This is a genomic window from Neorhizobium sp. DAR64860/K0K1 (genome assembly GCF_050500205.1).
GTDB classification, from domain to species: domain Bacteria; phylum Pseudomonadota; class Alphaproteobacteria; order Rhizobiales; family Rhizobiaceae; genus Neorhizobium; species Neorhizobium soli.
Genome location: NZ_CP191459.1, coordinates 1408792 through 1428481, shown reverse-complemented (window position 1 = coordinate 1428481; position 19690 = coordinate 1408792). Strand labels below are relative to the sequence as shown.

At 60.9% G+C, this 19690-nt stretch carries 16 protein-coding genes; 11 read left to right on the top strand and 5 right to left on the bottom strand.

Annotation, left to right across the window (positions count from 1 at the left end; genetic code table 11):
* Positions 1-189 precede the first annotated feature (189 nt).
* Positions 190-1581 (top strand): class II fumarate hydratase, encoded by a 1392-nt coding sequence (fumC, locus tag ACQY1J_RS11540; RefSeq protein WP_430251522.1) that lies wholly within the window; start codon positions 190-192, stop codon positions 1579-1581.
* A gap of 264 nt (positions 1582-1845) precedes the next feature.
* The gene (locus ACQY1J_RS11535) at positions 1846-2916 is read left to right on the top strand and encodes a GGDEF domain-containing protein (protein ID WP_062580889.1); all 1071 of its coding nucleotides are present in this window, start codon (positions 1846-1848) and stop codon (positions 2914-2916) included.
* Between the two features lie 10 nt (positions 2917-2926).
* Here the strand turns inward: ACQY1J_RS11535 and ACQY1J_RS11530 are convergent, their stop codons facing one another.
* Genes ACQY1J_RS11530 through ACQY1J_RS11520 form a run of 3 tightly spaced genes read right to left on the bottom strand, consistent with a single transcriptional unit; the run spans position 2927 to position 5773 of the window.
* Positions 2927-3535, bottom strand: coding sequence for a pyridoxamine 5'-phosphate oxidase family protein (locus ACQY1J_RS11530; RefSeq protein ID WP_430251521.1), 609 nt, complete (start codon positions 3533-3535; stop codon positions 2927-2929).
* Positions 3532-5355, bottom strand: a complete 1824-nt coding sequence (locus ACQY1J_RS11525) for a monovalent cation:proton antiporter-2 (CPA2) family protein (RefSeq protein WP_430251519.1) — start codon at positions 5353-5355, stop codon at positions 3532-3534. The genes ACQY1J_RS11530 and ACQY1J_RS11525 overlap by 4 nt, the downstream gene beginning before the upstream one ends.
* Positions 5356-5386: 31 nt before the next feature.
* Positions 5387-5773, bottom strand: coding sequence for a gamma-butyrobetaine hydroxylase-like domain-containing protein (locus tag ACQY1J_RS11520; protein ID WP_113110589.1), 387 nt, complete (start codon positions 5771-5773; stop codon positions 5387-5389).
* Between the two features lie 210 nt (positions 5774-5983).
* Here ACQY1J_RS11520 and moaA point away from each other — a divergent pair, with 210 nt between their 5' ends.
* Complete coding sequence (gene moaA / locus ACQY1J_RS11515; RefSeq protein ID WP_430251924.1) at positions 5984-6970, top strand: GTP 3',8-cyclase MoaA; 987 nt, start codon at positions 5984-5986, stop codon at positions 6968-6970.
* Positions 6971-7047: 77 nt separating this feature from the next.
* Here the strand turns inward: moaA and ACQY1J_RS11510 are convergent, their stop codons facing one another.
* Positions 7048-9609 carry a methyl-accepting chemotaxis protein gene (locus ACQY1J_RS11510; protein WP_430251517.1) on the bottom strand — a complete coding sequence of 854 codons (2562 nt, stop codon included), beginning with the start codon at positions 9607-9609 and terminating at the stop codon, positions 7048-7050.
* A 228-nt stretch (positions 9610-9837) separates the two neighbouring features.
* On the opposite strand from ACQY1J_RS11510, the gene ACQY1J_RS11505 reads away from it, so the two are divergent.
* The 3 genes from ACQY1J_RS11505 to mobB are packed head-to-tail and all read left to right on the top strand — an operon-like array spanning position 9838 to position 11908.
* Positions 9838-10770: a DMT family transporter gene (locus tag ACQY1J_RS11505; RefSeq protein ID WP_113110591.1), complete on the top strand. Its 933-nt coding sequence runs from the start codon at positions 9838-9840 to the stop codon at positions 10768-10770.
* Positions 10767-11393: a molybdenum cofactor guanylyltransferase MobA gene (mobA, locus tag ACQY1J_RS11500; RefSeq protein WP_430251515.1), complete on the top strand. Its 627-nt coding sequence runs from the start codon at positions 10767-10769 to the stop codon at positions 11391-11393. The genes ACQY1J_RS11505 and mobA overlap by 4 nt, the downstream gene beginning before the upstream one ends.
* Positions 11390-11908 (top strand): molybdopterin-guanine dinucleotide biosynthesis protein B, encoded by a 519-nt coding sequence (gene mobB, locus ACQY1J_RS11495; protein ID WP_062456524.1) that lies wholly within the window; start codon positions 11390-11392, stop codon positions 11906-11908. Before mobA ends, mobB begins: the two co-directional genes overlap by 4 nt.
* A gap of 49 nt (positions 11909-11957) precedes the next feature.
* On the opposite strand, the gene ACQY1J_RS11490 is transcribed toward mobB, so the two are convergent.
* Entirely contained in the window at positions 11958-14282 is a 2325-nt protein-coding gene (locus ACQY1J_RS11490; RefSeq protein WP_430251513.1) for an OmpA family protein, read from the bottom strand.
* Positions 14283-14603: 321 nt separating this feature from the next.
* Here ACQY1J_RS11490 and ACQY1J_RS11485 point away from each other — a divergent pair, with 321 nt between their 5' ends.
* The 5 genes from ACQY1J_RS11485 to ACQY1J_RS11465 all read left to right on the top strand — a co-directional run bounded on the left by ACQY1J_RS11485 (position 14604) and on the right by ACQY1J_RS11465 (position 19632).
* A complete protein-coding gene (locus tag ACQY1J_RS11485) occupies positions 14604-15383 on the top strand; it encodes an ABC transporter substrate-binding protein (RefSeq protein ID WP_430251511.1) in 780 nt (259 codons plus the stop codon).
* Positions 15384-15505: 122 nt separating this feature from the next.
* Positions 15506-16288, top strand: a complete 783-nt coding sequence (locus ACQY1J_RS11480; RefSeq protein ID WP_113110595.1) for an ABC transporter permease — start codon at positions 15506-15508, stop codon at positions 16286-16288.
* Positions 16285-17115, top strand: a complete 831-nt coding sequence (locus tag ACQY1J_RS11475) for an ABC transporter permease (protein ID WP_062456514.1) — start codon at positions 16285-16287, stop codon at positions 17113-17115. Before ACQY1J_RS11480 ends, ACQY1J_RS11475 begins: the two co-directional genes overlap by 4 nt.
* Before the next feature lie 52 nt (positions 17116-17167).
* Positions 17168-17986 carry a methyltransferase domain-containing protein gene (locus ACQY1J_RS11470; RefSeq protein WP_430251509.1) on the top strand — a complete coding sequence of 273 codons (819 nt, stop codon included), beginning with the start codon at positions 17168-17170 and terminating at the stop codon, positions 17984-17986.
* A 107-nt stretch (positions 17987-18093) separates the two neighbouring features.
* A complete protein-coding gene (locus ACQY1J_RS11465; protein WP_430251507.1) occupies positions 18094-19632 on the top strand; it encodes a hypothetical protein in 1539 nt (512 codons plus the stop codon).
* Positions 19633-19690: the final 58 nt, after the last annotated feature.

The window sequence follows — 19690 nt, the reverse complement described above, 5'->3', positions numbered from 1 at the left end:
GGCCGACCCTTGTTCCATCGGGCACAATTCCACGCGGCGTGACCGAAATGGCACGCGGACACGGTCACAAATCGACCCCGGCTGCGCTTGAAGTCACCCGGTAATGGTATAGTAATGCCGGCGCCGGTTTCGTGCCCGGCACGCGATAGTTCGCCCGCGTTCGCGGGCATGGGAGACAGAGGCGACACGATGACCACAACGCGCACCGAAACCGATACTTTTGGCCCGATCGACGTGGCCGCAGACCGCTACTGGGGCGCTCAGGCGCAACGTTCGCTCGGAAACTTCAAGATCGGCTGGGAAAAGCAGCCGCTGGCCGTGGTCCGTGCGCTCGGCATCGTCAAGCAGGCCGCAGCCGTCGCCAATATGGAACTGGCAGGCCTTGACCGGAACGTCGGCAAGGCGATCGTCGATGCCGCCCAGGAAGTGATCGACGGCAAACTCAACGATCATTTTCCGCTGGTCGTCTGGCAGACCGGTTCCGGCACGCAGTCGAACATGAACGCCAACGAAGTGATCTCCAACCGGGCGATCGAAGTCCTCGGTGGCGTCATGGGCTCCAAGAAGCCGGTGCACCCGAACGACCACGTCAACATGAGCCAGTCGTCGAACGACACCTATCCGACGGCCATGCACATTGCCTGCGTCGAAACCATCGTCCGCCATCTCCTGCCGGCGCTCAGGCATCTGCATGAGGCTCTGGAAGCCAAGGTGAAGGCTTTCGCCAACATCATCAAGATCGGCCGCACCCACACGCAGGATGCGACGCCGCTGACACTCGGCCAGGAATTTTCCGGCTATGCAGCGCAGGTCGCCTCAGCCATCGCCAATATCGAACTAACGCTTCCGGCGCTCTCCAAGCTTGCGCAGGGCGGCACTGCCGTCGGCACAGGCCTCAACGCCCCGGTCGGCTTTGCCGAAAAGGTCGCCGACGAAATCTCGAAGATCACCGGCCTGCCCTTCGTGACGGCGCCGAACAAGTTCGAGGCGCTCGCCTCACACGACTCGATGGTGTTTTCGCACGGCGCGATCAATGCGGCAGCAGCCGCCCTGTTCAAGATCGCCAACGACATCCGCTTCCTCGGCTCCGGTCCGCGTGCCGGCCTTGGCGAACTGTCGCTGCCGGAAAACGAGCCGGGCTCGTCGATCATGCCGGGCAAGGTCAACCCCACGCAGTCGGAAGCGCTCACACAGGTCTGCGCCCACATCTTCGGCAACCATGCTGCCCTCACCTTCGCCGGCAGCCAGGGGCATTTCGAGCTGAACGTCTACAATCCGATGATGGCCTACAACTTCCTTCAGTCGGTTCAGCTGCTCGGTGATGCTGCCGTTTCCTTTACCGACAACTGTGTCGTCGGCATCGAAGCGCGTGAAGACAATATCCGCAAGGGCGTCGAAAACTCCCTGATGCTGGTCACCGCACTGAATTCCAGGCTCGGCTACGACACCTGCGCCAAGATCGCCAAGACCGCGCACAAGAATGGCACCACGCTGCGTGAGGAAGCCGTTGGCGGTGGCTATCTGACGAACGAGGAGTTCGATCAGTATGTCCGTCCGGAAAACATGATCGGCCCCAAGTAAATCGGTCGCTAGAGCGATGACGGGGTCGGTCAACCGATAGGCCCCGTCGTCAAGATTACATCCGGAATGAGCTAGACCGAAACATATGTTTGGCGCGTATCGCAAGCTCAGCCAAGATTTGCACTTTCACGCAATATAACATAGAATCATAATTAAAATAACGCGTACAAAATTGCGCAAATACAAACTGCTCTTAATTGTTTTCCAATATTCGTCACATATAAATTTATCCACACAGTGGATGAGGTCTAGTGGGGGTCGTCGATGACGACGGGTGTGGCGCCGAAGGCGCAATCCAGTGATTTGATCAGTCAAGTCATATACGCAATTCGGGCGATGGGGGTCGCTTCGATACCGCGTAATTATCAGCTATTCTATGAAGCTTACATCGGCTCCAACCCCGAGCTGGCACAGGATCTTGCGGCGCTGGGCTCACGCGCGACGCAAGAGGAACTCGACGACCTTTCTGCCCGGCATCTGGGAACGGGTCAGGTCGATGTCATCGAGAAGGCGCATGACCGCATCTTGACGGAGCTGGACTCTGTCTTGAAGCTGTTGCGTCAGGAACAGGCGTCGCTCGAAAGCTACAGCCGTCTTCTTGGCGAGACCGCCGTCCGTATCAATGCCAAAAGCAGCTTTTCGAGCGAGCTGATCCGCAACGCCGTCAGCCTCCTCAACGATGCCACCGGTGACAAGATCGCGCAGGGCGAAAAGACCGCCGGTGACATGGAGCAGCGCTCGCAGGAGATGGATCAGGTCCGCCGCGAACTCGACGAGTACAAGCGGATCGCCAATACCGATTCCTTGACGCGGCTTTCCAACCGACGCGCCTTCGACGAGCGCCTAGCAACGATCTTCGACCATGCGCCAAGCCTGCCCGTGACGGCGCTGGTCCTTGCCGACATCGACAATTTCAAGAAGATCAACGACAGCTACGGCCATCCGGTCGGCGACAAGATCCTGTCGACCGTCGCCTCGGTCATCCGTTCGAACGTCCGCAAGGAAGTCTTCGTCGCACGCACAGGCGGCGAGGAGTTTGCGATCATCGTTCAGGGCAACACACCCGACGAGGTCATGATCATCTGCGAGCGGGTGCGTCGTGCTCTCGAAACGCGCGCCTTCCGCAATTCCCGCTCAGGCATCAACTATGGGCCAGTCACCATCTCGCTCGGATACTCGATGGCCTCGCAGGCTGCCGATCCGGGCGATCTCTACGCCCGCGCCGACACGGCCCTCTATCATGCCAAGAATTCCGGACGAAACCGGACGATCTTCTACGAAGACAACATGACCAAGGATTACGTCAGCAAAAGCTGGCTGATCTACAAGAAGTGAGCGCCTGCCTTCACCACATCGTCTTGGCGGCACGGTCCGCCCAGTCGCGGTCATAGGTCTCCTTGTCGAAGTCGGCCTTTGCCGCCTTCAGCAAGGTGCCGGGCGTCGGAAGGGTCCTCGGGTCCACAAAACGCGCAGGGTTCCACAGTTCTGACCGCATCAGCGCCCGCGCGCATTGGAAATAGACCTCGTCGATAGCAATCACCGTCACGCTGCGCGGGTGCTTGCCGTCCATCTCGAAGCTTTGGAGCAGTCCGGGCTCCACCGACACTACCGCGCGACCATTGATCCGCATCGTCATCGTCGAGCCCGGCACGAGAAACATCAGGGCGACCCGCGGATCTCGAACGATGTTGATCAGCGAATCGATGCGGTTATTGCCACGCCAGTCCGGAAGCGCCAGCGTCCGCTCGTCCTCGATCCGCACCACCCCGCCGAGATCGCCGCGCGGCGAGCAGTCGATCCCTTCCGGCCCGACGGTTGCCAGCGCCACGAACGGTGACGCCTCGATCATCTGCCGATATTCAGCCGTCAGGAAGCGGGTCACCTTGGCAAGCGATGCCTCGCTGCTGTCGCCATAGATCGCCTTCAGTTCGTCGACCGTCGTGATAACCGTCATCTTGCTGCCCCTTGCGCCGCGTCCTGTGCGGCCGCCCGTCGTTCCCGTTCGCGCGCCGTTTTTGCGGCGATGATGTCTGCGGGTTGCGCATTGCCCTTGATCAGCGACCGGCCGGCATAGATGCCGCCGACCTGTTCCAGCGCAAACCGTTCGCGATCGATCTCACGGAACTCCTCGACCATCTGAAGCGCCGTCTCGTCGGCCTCACCCAGAGCGCGCAGTACCTCGCCTCCGAAGCTCAGCGCCGAATCGTAGGTTTCGCGGATCTGGTAATCGACGCCGGCCTTCAGCAGATCGATCGCATGGCCGCGGTCATAAGCGCGGGCAAGAACCGGAACGAGCGGGAACTCTTCCTTGACGATCTCGGCGATCTTCAGCGCCGCTTCCTTATCGTCCACACAGATCAGGATCGCCCTTGCCGTCGCCGCACCGGCTGCATGCAGGATCTCGGGTCGGACACCGTCGCCGTAATAGACCTTGAAGCCGAAATCACCGATGTCGCGGATAAACTCCGCATTGCTGTCGATGATCGACAGCGTATAGCCTCGCGCCAGAACCGGCTGGCTGACGATCTGTCCAAAACGCCCGAAGCCGATCAACAGCACCGTATTTTCGATATTCTCTGGCTCGGCCAGACCGCTTGTATCCACTTCCGGCTTCGGCGCGGTGCGCACGTAGATCGCAACGACCAGCGGCGTCACTGCCATCGAGATAACGATCGTCGCCGTCAGCACGGCATTCGTATCGGAATCCAAGATGCCGACGGAGGCCGCCGCCGCGTAGAGCACGAACGCGAATTCGCCGCCCTGTGCCATCAGGATCGCACGTCCGAGACCTTCGGCGTGGGACGTGCCGAGCAGCCTTGCGACCCCGTAGATCACCAGCCCCTTGACGATCATGTAGGCGATCACGGCCAGAAGCACATGCTGCCAGTTGGCGGCAATCACCGACAGATCGACCGCCATGCCGACGCCGAGGAAGAACAGACCGAGCAGGATACCGCGAAACGGCTCGATATCGGCCTCAAGCTGGTGCCGGAAGGATGATTCTGACAAGAGAACGCCGGCGAGAAACGCCCCCATCGCCATCGACAGACCGGCAAACTGCATCAGCAGCGCCGATCCGAGCACGACGAGCAGAGCCGCGGCGGTCATCACCTCCCGCGCACCGGAATTGGCAAGCAGCCGGAAGAACGGGTTGAGGAGGAATCGCCCGGCAAGAACGAGTGCGGCAAGCGCCGCAAACCCGATGCCGACCGATTGCAGCCGCTCGGTCAAGGAAACGGCCTCGCCCTGCGCCGCCAGGAGGGCGACGATAGCCAGCAGCGGCACGATGGCGAGATCCTCAAACAGCAGGATCGCAACGATATGCTGGCCCTTCGGCGTGTGCAGATGGTTGCGCTCCTGAAGCATCTGCATGACGATTGCCGTCGAGGTCAGGACGAAGCCGGTGCCGGCGACGAAGGCGACAGGCGCCGGATAACCGAAGCCGATCCCGACAGCCATCAGCAAAACAATACAGGCGCACACCTGGAGTGCGCCAAGCCCGAAAATATCCTTTCGCATGCTCCAAAGCCGCGATGGCTGCATTTCCAGGCCGATGACGAACAGGAACATGACGACGCCGAGTTCGGCAATGTGCAGGATCGCCTGCGGATCCGAGACAAGCTTCAGTCCAAAAGGCCCGATCGCCAAACCGGCGGCGAGGTAGCCGAGCACGGATCCGAGACCGATCTTCTTGAAGAGGGGTGCCGCAATAACCGCTGCCCCGAGAAGCGCGACGACCTGAACCAGATCGCCCGCATTTGATTCCGCTGCCACCCCGACAATCCCCTTTGTTTTCGCAATCGCTTTAGCGCGTCTGCGTGACACTATCGCGGCTCAGTCCCTTGGCCGCCAGATCATTTTCGTAACCCTGGAAAAGCGCGTCGCCCTCGGTCCCGAGCTCGCGCAGATAGCGCCAGGTAAAGATACCGCTGTCATGGCCGTCGTCGAACGCGATGCGGACCGCATAATTGCCGGTCGCGACCACGTTGCGTATGCCCACAAGGCGCTTTCCCGGTACCGTCACCTTCTGGTCCGGGCTGTGGCCCTGAACTTCTGCGGAAGGCGAGAGCACGCGCATCATCTCGGCGGACAGGGCGTAAGATGCACCGTCTTCAAAGCGCACAGTCAGTGTTCTCTTGTCCGGCGAAACCCGCAATTCCGTCGGCCAGCTGTCGTTGGGAACGTCAGTCATGTTTCTCTTCCAATTTGAATGTCTCACGATTATGGACTTCGCTCATGCCTCGCAAGCCCGTTCGCCGTGAACGGTCCATCATCACGTTAAGGAGTACAAACCTTGACGTTGCCCCGGATCGGACCCAAGTTCTGGCGTCAGGAGTATTTACCCGTGAATTCATTTGTCATACCGCCACTGACTGCCGGCCCTGCCGCGACCAACGCACCGATGATCGACAAGTTTGGTCGCGCGGTGACCTATCTGCGTGTCTCGGTCACGGATCGCTGCGACTTTCGCTGTACCTATTGCATGGCGGAAAACATGACGTTCCTGCCGAAAAAGGACCTGCTGACGCTGGAAGAGCTCGACAGGCTCTGTTCGGCCTTCGTCGCAAAGGGCGTCCGCAAGCTTCGGCTAACCGGCGGCGAACCTTTGGTGCGCAAGAACATCATGTATCTGGTCCGCTCGATCGGTCGCCACATCGAAGAGGGCAATCTCGACGAGCTGACGCTGACGACGAACGGCTCCCAGCTCGCCCTCCATGCACAGGAACTCTACGATTGCGGCGTGCGTCGCATCAACGTCTCGCTCGATACGCTCGATCCCGACAAGTTCAAGACCATCACACGCTGGGGTGACTTCTCCAAGGTCATGGAAGGCATCGATGCGGCGCAAAAGGCGGGCTTGAAGATCAAGCTGAATGCGGTCGCGCTCAAGGATTTCAACGAATTCGAGATCGCCGACATGCTGCGCTTTGCGCATGGCCGCGGAATGGACCTGACGGTCATCGAGACCATGCCGATGGGCGAGATCGAGGAAGACCGCACGGACCGCTATCTGCCACTGTCGAAGCTGCGCGCCGATCTCGAACAGCAGTTCACATTCACCGACATCCCCTACAAGACCGGTGGCCCTGCCCGCTATGTCGAGGTCGCCGAAACCGGTGGCCGCGTCGGCTTCATCACGCCGATGACGCATAACTTCTGCGAAGGCTGCAACCGCGTCCGCCTGACCTGCACCGGCACGCTCTACATGTGCCTCGGCCAGAACGACGCTGCCGATCTTCGGGCAGCGCTGCGCGCATCGGACGATCCGGCCGTTCTCTCGGCGGCGATCGACGAGGCGATCTCGCGCAAGCCGAAAGGCCACGACTTCATCATCGACCGCAACAACCGCCCGGCGGTGTCGCGGCACATGAGCGTCACCGGCGGGTGATGTAAACGAAGCAAAGTCAGATGTGAAAAGAGCCGGCTCGAGCCGGCTCTTTGCATTTTGGGACTGCAGCGATCGCCTCAGGCGACGTCGCGTCGCTGCTGATCGCGCCGGTCATAACTGCCCATGCCGAACTGTGCATGCGGTTCGCGGGTCTTGAACCGCTCGATCTTTTCGGAGAGAACGCCGACCCGTTGGCGCAGGCCGTGGATCTCGGCATTGTTTTCTTCCACCATCGCGGCGTTCCGCTGGGTGATGTGTTCCACTTCCTGAACCGCGCGGGTGACTTGGCTGATCCCCGTCGACTGTTCCTCGGCAGCATCGGAGATCTGCGTCACCAGTTTGCGCACGTCGGTCACATGGGCGATGATCTGCGAGAGCGCACCACCTGTCTCTTCAACCAGGTGCACGCCATTGGTCACCTGGGCGGAACTTGCCGAGATCAGCCCCTTGATTTCGCGGGCAGCACCTGCGCAGCGTTGCGCCAGTTCGCGGACTTCCTGCGCGACCACGGCAAAACCGCGACCCGCCTCACCTGCGCGTGCGGCTTCGACACCGGCATTGAGCGCAAGCAGGTTCGTCTGGAAGGCGATCTCGTCGATGACGCCGATGATGGTTGCGATCTTCTCCGACGACCGACTGATCTCGCCCATGGCGCCGACAGCGCGTGCCACGACCTCGCCCGAACGCACCGCAAAAGCTTCAGTCTCGTTGACGGACGTCGAGGTTTCGCGAGCGCTTTGCGCTGTTGCGCGGACGATGTCGCCGAGATGGCGGAGCGCACGTGAGCTCTGCTCGAGTGCTGCCGCCTGCTGCTCGGTGCGCCGGGCAAGGTCGTCGGCGGATGCCGCAAGATTGCCCGTGCCGCCTTCGATCTCGTCGGCCGTGGAACGGACGTCGGCAAGCGTGCCGCGCAACTCTTCGACAGCGCGGTTGTATGTGCGGGCCATCTCGATGAAATCCTCGGGCAGGTTTTCATCCATGGTCTGCTCCAGGTCGCCTTCGGCAAGCTGGCCGAGAACGCTCGAGAGAGCGGTCAGCGCCTGACGCTGTTCGGCGGCAATCCGGGCACGTTCGCTTGCGCGGCGGTCCAATTCGGCGCTCGAAAGCTCCCGTGCCGACGTCGCCTCTTTTTCCAGCCGGATATTCTCCAGCGCCGAATCGCGGAACACGCTGACCGAGCGCACCATGTCGCCGATCTCGTCGCCCCGCTCGCGGCCTTCGATCTTCACATCGAGATCGCCATCGGCCAGACGCTTCATGATCTCGGTGACGCGGCGCAAAGGTCCGCGCAGCGTCTCGACCAGCATGAGGCCGCCGGCGATGGCAAGCAGCGTGCCCGCCACCATGGCGATCACGGAAACGGTGGCCGAACGCTCGCTGTCCGCCTTGCCGACCTCCTGCGCCTGCGCCACGAAGTTCTTGAGGCCGGCCATGCCTGCCGTCAACGTTTCTGTCGCCTTCGTGCGTGCCGCAGTCCATTCACCCGCGTTGACAATCGTCGTCGCCGTGCTCTTCTCCAGCGCGCTCAGCAGTGTCGCAAGGGTCGGTCCAAAGTCGCGGGTGGCGGCATTGCGTGAATTGAGTTCGGAGACTTTTGCGCTTGTTGCCCTCAGCGCCACGATGTCGTCAATGATATGCGAACGTGCTTCATCGGTCGGCACCGTCATGAAACGCTCGGCATGCAGCTGCATCGCGTTCGAAATCTGGAGCGACTGGTCGATCTGGTCGAGAACGCTCTTCAGCACTTCCACCTCGCCTTCGAGATCGACGAAACGCTCGGCTGCGTCACCGGATTTCTTCGTCACTTCGGCGGCAAGTTCCCCCTGCGGTCTCATGAAGGCACTTGTCGCAATGCGCAGAGCCTGGGCCTTGTCGGCAACCGGCTTGTCGCTGGCGATGACGGCCAGAAGCTGATCGGCCGACTGCTCGATCGGCGCCATGGCCGCCTTGCCGTTGGACGACAGCATCGGAGCGACGATCGCGAATTCCTTTTTCAGAGTGTGGCCGTAAAGCTCCGCGCCCTTGACGGTGGCTTCGTCGGTTTCGGAGGCCCGCACGGCATTGCGCAGATTTTCCAGCCGACGCGCGACGGATCGATACGCGTAGGCTTCAAACAGCTGCCGCTTGGCGAATTTCTCCTTGCCGTCAAACTGTTTCTGGATGATCTCGACCTGCTTGTCGACGCCGTTGGAAGCATCGCGCACGCCTTTGAGGATCTGATTGATCTCCTCGACATTGCGCTTGCGCATCTGTTCGATCGCCCACAGCCCATCCGTGTCGGCCGAGAGCTTAGCCGCAAGCTCGCGGACAACGGCTATCCGGTTACGGTCACCCTCGGTCTGCAACAGCCCTTGCAACCGGCCGACGCCGTCAGCCTGACGCGCGATACTGGACCGCAGGGTCGCGACGGTCTGATCCGACGGAGCCTCGGTGAATGCCTGAAGCGATGACTGGAGATCTTCGAAATCGCCGATATTTTCGATCGTGGCACGCGTCACGGTCATATGACCGTTCAGCGTTTCGGCCGTATAGAAGCCAGCCATTCCCACGCCTGCAATCAGAAGCACCAGTGGCACGACGAAGAGAAGAACCTTGGTGACAATTTTGCGTCTTTGAAGCAGACGATCGACGAATGACATGGAACCCCCGGGTTGTTGAGTAGCCCCCGGCTCCGCTGTTCATTCGCGGGTTATCCAGCAAGCGCCCCCACGTCATGCGGGTAACATTGCTGCACACAATCTGCAAATTCGGTTGAACAAGCGTTAACTCAAGGACGTCCGAGTTGCGATTTCGCAAGAACGGGGACATGTGGCTGCTGGCGGACCGTTTGAAGCTGCGTTAAGACGGCGCGGTCCCGAGGAGACATCATGAGTCTGTCCGAAAACGCACGCGGCGCCCTGGTTATGGCGTTCGCCATGGCGGCATTTACCTTCAACGACGCTTTGGTCAAATCCGTTACGTCAGAGCTCAGCATTGCACAGATCATTGCCGTGCGCGGGGTCATGACCACAACCCTCGTCTATTTCATCGCGCGCCACCTTCGCGCGTCGATTTCGCTGAAAACGCTGAGCCATCCCCTCGTCCTTTTGCGAGGATTTTGCGAACTCGGCGCCACCCTTGCGTATTTCACCGCGCTCGCCCGGCTCGAATTTGCCACCGCTGCCTCCATCATGCAGTCGCTGCCACTGGTCGTCACGCTGGGCGCAGCACTCATTTTTCGTGAACCGGTTGGCTGGCGGCGCTGGAGCGCGATCGGGGTCGGGCTCGTTGGCGTCCTTCTCATTCTACGCCCCGGCGCGGAAGGGTTTTCGGCGGACGCTGTCTATCCGCTCATCGCTTTATGCTTCACCGCCTGCCGCGACCTGACGACCCGGCGGATCAGCGCCGAAATCCCGACCATCAGCATCACCTTTTTCACGAGTTTCGCCAACACGCTTCTCGGCATTATCCTGATCGTGCCGATGGGTGGCTGGCAACCGGTGAGCGCCGGCACCTTCTCCATTCTCGTCCTGACATCGCTCCTGGTTTTTGCGGGTTATCAGACCGTGATCATGGCGATGCGCACGGGAGAGGTCTCGTTTGTGACGCCGTTCCGCTACACGAGCCTGATCTGGGCTCTGGCGATCGGGATCCTGTTCTTCGGCGAGGAGCCGAGCGGCAGCATGCTTGCGGGAGCGGCAATCGTTATCGGCTCCGGTCTCTACACGTTCGCGCGCGAGAAAAAGAGGAAGCAGCAGGTCGCGACCGCCGCCGACGTCGCCCCGCCCGGCTCCACGCAGACGAGAGAAACGGGCCGATGATAACTGCCTTAAACAATCTCCCGGCTCTCATTCTCGCCGGCGGCCGATCCAGCCGCATGGGGCAAAACAAGGCTGATCTGCCGCTCGCCGGAAAGACGATCCTCGGCCATGTCGTCGATCGGCTCGCGCCTCAGGTGATATCGATCGTTCTGAATGCGCCCGAAGCCCCAGAGAATATTCGCGGGCTACGTCTCGTTCCCGACTTGAGACCGGGCCAGGCCGGCCCGCTCGAAGGCGTCCTGGCCGGTCTTTTCGACCTTCAGGCGCAGGACACCGATGCGTCCCATCTGGTGACTGTCCCCTGCGACAGTCCGTTCCTGCCGCTCAATCTGGTGGCACGTCTCGAAGCCGACGCTGGCGCTGAAACCATTGCCGTCGCTACGTCGGATGGTCGCACGCATCCCGTTTTCGCGCTCTGGCCGAAGTCGATCGCCGACGATCTCGAAAAATGGCTTGTTGATCCCGACAACCGTCGCCTTCGGGCATTTCTGGATCGCCATTCGACGGTCTATGTGGATTTCCCAATTCTCGACATCGGCGGCGACATGCTCGATCCTTTTCTCAATATCAACACTCCGGAGGATCTGGCCTTGGCCAAGCGCTTCACCGAGGCTCTGAGATGACAGTGCCGCCCCGTGTCTTTGGAATTGCAGGCTGGAAGAACTCCGGCAAGACCGGCCTTGCCGTGCGACTGGTGACGGAGTTCACCCGCCGCGGCTACAAGATCTCGACGATCAAGCACGCCCACCACGATTTCGACATCGACAAGGTCGGCGCCGACTCGTTCCGGCACCGTCAGGCTGGCGCGCATGAAGTGACGATCGTCTCCGGCACCCGGTTTGCCATCATGCACGAGCTGCGCGGCGATCCGGAACCCAGTCTGCAGGACGTTCTCGATCGTATCGCGCCCTGCGATCTCGTGCTGATAGAGGGCTACAAGCGCGAGCCTGTGCCCAAGATCGAGGCCCGAAGGCTCGAATCGAAAAGCCGCGAGCCACTGGCTCCGACCGATCCGCACATTGTTGCCATCGCTGCCGATCATGCGGTGGAGGGTACGTCCCTGCCCGTCTTCGATCTCGACGACACGGTCGCCATCGCGGATTTCATCGCGGACGTCGTTTCTCTCCCGCAGAAATGAAAACGCCCGGATAAACCGGGCGCTCTCTGATCAACTCTGGTGAACCGTACTATTTCGACGCAACCGGCTTTACCAGCGCCGTGATGCGGCGGATGGTGACGCGGCGGTTTTCCTGGTTCGGTCCGTCGGTGCGAACCTTCAGGTAGCGTTCGCCGTAGCCCTGGGTCGCCAGGTTTTCCGGCGGGATGCCGTAAGCGTCGGTCAGAACGCGGGCAACGCTTTCCGCACGCTCGTCGGACAGGACGAGGTTGGCGTCATCCGCGCCGACGGCGTCGGTATGGCCTTCGATCAGGAAGGTTTCAGCCGGGTCCTTCTTCAGCACCTGGTTGATCGCATCCGCAACCTTGCGCAGCGAGCTTGCCTGATTCATCGGAATTTCGGCACTGCCTGTTGCAAAGGTGACCGTATCCAAGTCGATACGACGAACCTTGTCGCGGATACGGGCCGAGTAGCGAACCTCATCCAGCGAATAGACGCGCTCGACCTGTTCGACCGGCGGCTGTTCGAGGAACTCGTAGTAGTTCCGGTCAGGCTCCGACGACGTGTCGATAATGTAGTCGTCGAGCGGAACGTCGAGACGCATGGGCGGCAGATCGTCACCCGGATCGCGCCAGGTATAATCCGCACCACGGTTCTGTTCCGACAGTTCCGGCGCATAGTAGAGCACGTATTCCTCACCGCCGCGCACGATACGCGACCGCTGGACGATCTCGCCGTAACGGTTGCGCACGGTGACGATCCGGGTGCCGTCTTCGCGCTCGATCACTTCACGTACACGACCATCGCGCAGACGCTCGTATTCCGGCTGGCGACCGTCTTCTTCATAGAAGCGGCGGCTGTCATCGTGGCGCACGACCGACTGGTTGTCGATCGAGATGATTACGCGGCCACGATCCCTGCCGCGATCGTTACGACCGACGTCCTGGCCGTCCTGACCGCGATAATCCCAGCCACGCGGGCGATCGAACTGCGGACGACGGTCGAGCCGTTCGCCGCGCTCTTCGGACAGTTCGCGGAAATTGCGCCTCTGGTCGGCTGTCTCCCGGGTGTTGGACTGGGAATCAGCGTCGGAACGTGGCGGTGCACGATCCGCCTGCTGGGCATCGCGGTCGCGGTCGCGGCGCGGACGCTCACCATCGCGGTCCGGACGACGCGGACGTGCATCTTCCTTGGCGCTGTCGAGCACCGCTGCACCGTTTTCGACCGGCAGGGTCGGCTGTTCGCCGCGCTGCGCAGACTTCGGATCCTTCGCCAGTTCCTTGGCGCGCTCCACCTTGTCAGGCGTATCGGCAACCTGCGGCGGCCGCGGACGGCCGTTTGCGGGCTGATCGGTCTCCGGCTGATTGCGATCGGCCTGGTTGCGATCGGGACGATCACGGCCGGGCTCGTCCGGATTGGCCTGATCGGCATCACCAGGACGACGGTTGTTCTGGTCGCGATCGGCTGGGTTACGGTCAGCCTGATTACGGTCTGGGCGAGCCGCGTCTGGCTGCGTTGCGGTATCCGGACGGGTCTGGTCGCGCTGGTTGCGATCCTTGGCGTCGCGCGGTGGCGTAGCCCCGTTCTCAGCGTCGGTGTCGCGAGCATTGCGTTCCGCAGCCTTCGGATCAACCTTGGGGTCGGCCTTCGGATCTACCTTGTTACGATCGCCCTGCGCGCGCGGACGCTCAGGCGACTGTTCATCGCCTGCCTTTTCGCGCTGCGGACGAGCCTGATCCGGATCGGCCTGGTCTGGCTTTGCACGATCAGCCTGTGCCTTTTCAGGCTTGGCCGGCTTTGCATCGTCCGGCTTTGCCCTGTCGGCAGCATCGGCCTTGGACGGATCGGCGCGGTCACGGGATGGCTTCGGGCGCTCGCCTTCGGCATTGGAACGGTCCGCTGCAGGCGGACGCTCCTTGGCATCGCTTCCCTGCGCTTCACGGCGCGGGCGTTCGCCTGCTGCAGGAGCATCCTGCTGACGCTCGGCATCGCGGCGCGCTGGCTTCTTCTGCTCGGGCTCGCCCTGTTCAGCCTGCGCGCGGCGTGCTGGACGCTCGCTTGCGCCGCCGTTGTCTTCAGCCTGCTGGCGACGCTGCGGGCGCTCGCTGGCACCGCCACCGTCTTCCGCGGCCTGGCGACGCTGCGGCCGCTCTGGCTTGTCTTCGCCCTGGCCTGCTTCGCTCTTTTCGCGGCGCGGACGCTGCGGCTTTTCGCCACCACCATCTTCAGGCGCGATGACTTCCTGCTGAACCTGGATGAAACCTGGTACCGAGGCCGGAGCCTGGTTGACTTCGATGGCGGCCTTCAGCGGCATGGCACCAACCGGCTGCAGCATCAGCGGCAGCGACAGCACCGGCGCAGCCACGCTGGCAAACAGTCTGAATTTTTTAGACATGCAATCTTCCTCTTCTCAAGCGTCTCTTCCCTTGGCGCATCCCGTATTATGCATCGTTCGAAAGAATGACCTCGGGCTGACGCGCCGGCTGAACGGGTATTCAACCGATATGGTTCCGCAAAGACTGTTCCCAACCACATGAATGACAACTGAATGCCGCGTTCACCTCCCGCGAGGTGTCATCAGGCAGGAAAATGCCGTTGCAATTTCCCGTTGGCCGGTATCTATAAAACGTCAGACGGGGCGAGCTAGCCTTAAGCCCCGCAACCCGGATGGCGTATGAATTCAACGCCGCCGGTCGTGCCAACAGAGAGGATCATTATGACTATGTCCCGCCTTCTCGCAGCCGCATCCATCGCGGCTGTATCGCTTTTCGCAGGCTCAGCGCTTGCCCAGGAAAAGCTCACCATCGGCACCGAGGGCGCTTATCCGCCCTTCAACGTTCTGGAATCCAACGGCAACCTCACCGGTTTCGACATCGACATCGCCAAGGCGCTGTGTGAACAGATGAAGGTCACCTGCACCTTCGTCACCAACGACTGGGACGGCATCATCCCGGCGCTGCAGTCGAAGAAGTTCGACGCCATCATCGCTTCCATGTCGATCACGCCGGAGCGCATGCAGCAGGTTGCGTTCTCGAAGAAATATTACAACACGCCGCCGGCAGTCGCCGTGCCGAAGGATTCGCCGCTGAAGGATGCGACCGCGGCCTCGCTCAAGGGCAAGACGCTCGGCGCCCAGGGTTCGACCACCCACTCGAACTACACCGAAAAGCATTTTCCTGATTCCGAACTGAAGCTCTACCCGACGTCTGACGAGTACAAGCTCGACCTCACCAACGGCCGCATCGACGGCGTTGTGGACGACATCGTTGTCCTGTCGGAATGGGTGAAGTCCGAAGCCGGCAACTGCTGCAAGATCCTTGCACCGCTCCCGGTCGATGCTGAGATCAACGGCGAAGGCGCCGGCATCGCCGTGCGCAAGGACGAAACGGCACTGGCCGACAAGTTCACCGCCGCGATCGCCGCGATCCGCGCCAACGGCAAATACGCCGAAATCAACAAGAAGTATTTCGACTTCGACGTGTACGGCGACAAGTAATCGTCTATACGCCGGAATATGAACGGCGGAAGGCTTGCCCTTCCGCCGTTTTCCTTTTTAATGACACCTATGACTGAAGCGGCATCTTAAAAGCCGCATGGGGAACGAACCGGAATGACCCTATGAGCGGATGGCTCTCCGCCCTCTTCGATACGCTCGACCCGTTTTGCGGCCCGGCCGGCATCTTTACCTGGCTCGGCCAAGGTTCCCTGATCGCCTGCGGCGACGCCGGATGGGGCGACGAGATCGCCTTTGGCGTCAAGGTCACGATCACGCTGGCCTTAGCGACCCTGCCGGTCGGCCTCATCATCGGCTTCCTGATCGCGCTCGCGGCGCAGTCGGAAGAACGGCTGCTGCGGCTGGCTGCCGGCATCTACACCACGATCTTTCGCGGCCTTCCCGAGCTGCTGACGCTGTTCATCGTCTATTACGGTGCCCAGATCCTTCTCCAGACGGTGCTGTCGACCTTCGGCTATGACGGCCGCGTCGAGATCAACGCCTTCGTGGCTGGGATGGTAGCTCTCGCTGTCGTCTTCTCCTCCTACTCGTCGGAAGTGCTTCTCTCTGCCTTTCGCGCCATCCCGCGCGGCCAGTATGAGGCCGGCGATGCGCTTGGCCTTCGGCGCTGGCGCACGATGTTCCTGATCGTCCTGCCGCAGCTCATCCGCATCGCGCTGCCGGGCCTCACCAATCTCTGGCTGATCCTGCTGAAGGATACGTCCTACGTCTCGGTCATCGGCCTTGCCGATATCATCCGCCAGACAGGCATTGCCGCGCGCGTCAGCCGTGAGGCGTTCTTCTTCTATACCATCGCCTGCCTTCTCTATCTCGTGCTTGCGATGATCTCCTCGTTCGGACTGGGCTTCATCGAACGCTGGGCCAAACGCTCGGGAGTATCGCGATGAGCTTTGTGAAAGAGCTGATAGCGCCACGCCCTGCGCCCGCCGTCGTCGCGAGGCCGCTGACCGCTGCCAAGGTTGCGGGCATCGTCGTTCTGGTACTCTGGGGCCTGCTCGCAGCAGCGTTGGTGATGATGGTCATTAACGGCTGGGATACGGCGAAGTTTGAGCGCTATGGGCCGCGCTACCTCAACGGCCTGTGGACGACCATCTCGATTGTCGGCATCTCCATCGTTCTCGGCGCGCTGCTTTCGCTGCCGATCGCGTTCGCCCGCATGTCGAAGAACCGCGTGCTCAACACGATCGCCTACGCCTACGTCTATCTGTTCCGCTCGACGCCGCTGCTCGCACAGCTCTTCCTCATCTATTACGGTCTCGGCAGCTTCCGGGCTGAACTGGAATCCGTCGGTCTATGGTGGTTCTTCCGCGAAGCCTGGTATTGCGGGCTGTTTTCGCTGACGATCAACACGGCCGCCTACCAGGCGGAAATCCTGCGCGGTGCCATCGAAAGCGTGCCGCGCGGCCAGCACGAGGGTGCCGCAGCTCTCGGCATTTCCAAGCGCATCACGCTGCGCAAGGTCATCCTGCCGCAGGCACTGATCGTCGCACTTCGCCCTTACGGCAACGAAGTGATCCTGATGATCAAGGGCTCCGCCGTGGTCGCCATCGTTACCGTTTTCGATCTGATGGGCGAGACGCGCTACGCCTTTTCGCGCACCTTCGACTACCAGACCTATCTCTGGGCGGCGATCTTCTACCTGACGATGGTGGAAGCGCTGAGGCACCTCTGGGCATTCATGGAAGCCCGCCTGACCCGTCATCTGAAACGCTAGTCCAGATTGCCAAACGGCGCTTCGACGATTAAAGCGCTTCGCAACGAAAAGGATGATGGCGATGACGAAGATCGACGAGGAAGCTCTGGCCGAGGCCTACAACCGCGCATTGGCGCTGGAAAAGGCCGGCGACATCGACGCGGCGGTAAAAGCCTACGAAGACGTGCTGGCAATCGACCCCGAGGATCACGGCGGCGCAGCAGTCCGCATCGCCTCGATGGGACGCGGCGAAACGCCGCCGAGAGCGCCGGACGCCTATGTCGAAACCCTGTTCGACCAGCATGCCGAAAGCTTCGAGGACATCCTTGTCGAACAGCTCGGCTACGCCGTGCCCGTCATCCTGCGCCAGCGTCTGCAGGAACTGAACCTTGGCCCGTTCAAGCGCATGCTCGATCTCGGCTGCGGCACCGGTCTCACAGGCGGGACCCTGCGCGACATGGTGGACGACATCACCGGCATCGATCTTTCCGAAAACATGGTCGAGATCGCCCATGAGAAGGATCTCTACGAAACGCTCTACGTTGCGGAAGTCGAGGACTTCCTTGACGACAACGACGACGAGCCTTTCGACCTCGTCACCGCAACCGATGTCCTGCCCTATCTCGGCGCGCTTGAGCCCCTGTTCTTCGGCGCTGCCGAAAACATGGTGCCAGGCGGCCTGTTCGCCTTCTCGTCCGAAACGCTCCCCGCATCCGACACCACCCTCTACCGGGTCGGTCCCCACCAGCGCTTCGTCCACTCGGAATCCTACATCCGCTCGCGGCTTGAAGAGACCGGCTTTACGGTCGTGGAAATGACCGAAATCAATGTGCGGATGCAGGACGGCAACCCTAGCCCGGGACACCTTGTGATTGCGAAGTTGAAGGGCTGAGACCTTAAACTGGACGGTTCGTCGAGTCATATTGACATTGCGTATAAGTTGCGCAAATCTTACCCAATCAACCGATAATAGCATTCGGATTGATTGGGGGGATTGCTATGGATGCCACGTCTTGGACTGGGCTGCTGGATAGCCCCTTCTCAAAACTATCGTTTTTGGGCGGCTTGTTTTCGAGCATTGACTGGATAGCTCTCGTCATCGCCCTGCTTGGCCCGCTTCTCATCTTCGCAGCTCGAAACGAAGTGCGCTTGCGCCGGCTGCGACAGATCCAGGATTTCTACGTCAACTTCAGCAGTGAAAAAGGCAGTGCCTCAAACACCGTAGCTTCGCGACTCGGGACCAATCCATCCTTCGAATTCGTCCGCTCGAAATACACGGCCGATCTGGTTTTTCCGGAGAAGGACAAATTCGATGCTCTCCCGGAAGCGGACAAGCTGCGGCAGTTTATCAGTCTCGCGGCAAAGGGCCGCGTGACATTCGCGTATCGTCTGTTCCTGTCGTCGCTGGGGTTTGTCCTTCTCAGTTATATCGGCTTCCACATCTTCATTTCCGCGATCTGCTGCGGGCTGCAAATCTCCGTTCAGTGCCCTGTGCCCGGTCTCGTCGGCGGTGACACCTCCTCGAAGCTTATCGTGATCGGTTCGCTCGCCTTTATCGGCGCCTACATTTCTTCGGCCCGGACCCTTCTTGCCCGCCTCGCTGTGTTCGATCTTTCGTCGACCACATTCTTGAGAATCACCATCGAAAGCCTGGCATCGGTTCTCTTTGCGGCCATTCTGTTTGCAGCCTTTCCGGACCCGCTCGGCGGCATCGGACGTGTTCTGACTGGCGGGGCAACCTCAAGTGCCGAAACCACGGGCCAATCCTTGCCGCTCACATGGATAGCACTCGCGCCGATGCTCGGGCTGCTCCCGCAGAGCTCGACCAAGTTCCTCTTCGTCAAGCTCCAGCAGATCTTCACCTGGGTCAAGGTGAGCGACGACCGCTTCGTGTCCATCACCCCGATCGTGTCGCTCGATGTGATCAACGGCATCGATTACGAAATCCGCTTCCGGCTTGAAGACTGCGGCATCTACGACATCCAGAACCTTGCCACCTACAACCCCATCCTCCTTCACGTCGAAACGCCGTTCGGGATCTATCAGTGCATCGACTGGGTCGCCCAGGCGCAGCTCTGTCATATCGTCGGCCTCGAGCGGTTCCTGGCTTTGCGGGAGTTGAACATCCGGACGATCTTCGACCTCGAACGCGCCATCGACAGCGTCGATTCTCCGGAAGAATTCGACGACATCTACATGAGCATCCTCATGTCGCCGACCAGCAACCTGCGCAGGCTTGCTGACATCGCGAAAATGAACTTCATGATCATGGACGGTACGAATGCCCGCCCGGTCTCGGTGGACGAATACGCCAAGTGGGCCCGGGAGCGGGTCAGCAGCGAGCCGAAACTGATCACGAAAGCCGCCGAACATCTGATGACATGGATTTCGGACGATCTGCACGTCCGCCGCCTGCGTCGGTTGTGGAACGACATTGCTGACAGCCTCGAGCCAGGATCCTCCTACTTCCGGGATTCCAAGCGCAATCCCCAGAACAAAAAGCAGGAAACGTCAGGTCCAGCATCGGATACTGTCTAGGCATTGATCTCCCCCCGTTCATCATCGGAGCAGCCATATCAACTTCCATCTTCTCATC

What these genes read in the sequence shown, in the direction of transcription:
- fumC (WP_430251522.1), top strand. Translation starts at nt 190, where the DNA reads ATGACCACAACGCGCACCGAAACCGATACTTTTGGCCCGATCGACGTG.
- ACQY1J_RS11535 (WP_062580889.1), top strand. Translation starts at nt 1,846, where the DNA reads ATGACGACGGGTGTGGCGCCGAAGGCGCAATCCAGTGATTTGATCAGT.
- ACQY1J_RS11530 (WP_430251521.1), bottom strand. Translation starts at nt 3,535, where the DNA reads ATGACGGTTATCACGACGGTCGACGAACTGAAGGCGATCTATGGCGAC.
- ACQY1J_RS11520 (WP_113110589.1), bottom strand. Translation starts at nt 5,773, where the DNA reads ATGACTGACGTTCCCAACGACAGCTGGCCGACGGAATTGCGGGTTTCG.
- moaA (WP_430251924.1), top strand. Translation starts at nt 5,984, where the DNA reads ATGATCGACAAGTTTGGTCGCGCGGTGACCTATCTGCGTGTCTCGGTC.
- ACQY1J_RS11510 (WP_430251517.1), bottom strand. Translation starts at nt 9,609, where the DNA reads ATGTCATTCGTCGATCGTCTGCTTCAAAGACGCAAAATTGTCACCAAG.
- ACQY1J_RS11505 (WP_113110591.1), top strand. Translation starts at nt 9,838, where the DNA reads ATGAGTCTGTCCGAAAACGCACGCGGCGCCCTGGTTATGGCGTTCGCC.
- mobA (WP_430251515.1), top strand. Translation starts at nt 10,767, where the DNA reads ATGATAACTGCCTTAAACAATCTCCCGGCTCTCATTCTCGCCGGCGGC.
- mobB (WP_062456524.1), top strand. Translation starts at nt 11,390, where the DNA reads ATGACAGTGCCGCCCCGTGTCTTTGGAATTGCAGGCTGGAAGAACTCC.
- ACQY1J_RS11490 (WP_430251513.1), bottom strand. Translation starts at nt 14,282, where the DNA reads ATGTCTAAAAAATTCAGACTGTTTGCCAGCGTGGCTGCGCCGGTGCTG.
- ACQY1J_RS11485 (WP_430251511.1), top strand. Translation starts at nt 14,604, where the DNA reads ATGACTATGTCCCGCCTTCTCGCAGCCGCATCCATCGCGGCTGTATCG.
- ACQY1J_RS11480 (WP_113110595.1), top strand. Translation starts at nt 15,506, where the DNA reads ATGAGCGGATGGCTCTCCGCCCTCTTCGATACGCTCGACCCGTTTTGC.
- ACQY1J_RS11475 (WP_062456514.1), top strand. Translation starts at nt 16,285, where the DNA reads ATGAGCTTTGTGAAAGAGCTGATAGCGCCACGCCCTGCGCCCGCCGTC.
- ACQY1J_RS11470 (WP_430251509.1), top strand. Translation starts at nt 17,168, where the DNA reads ATGATGGCGATGACGAAGATCGACGAGGAAGCTCTGGCCGAGGCCTAC.
- ACQY1J_RS11465 (WP_430251507.1), top strand. Translation starts at nt 18,094, where the DNA reads ATGGATGCCACGTCTTGGACTGGGCTGCTGGATAGCCCCTTCTCAAAA.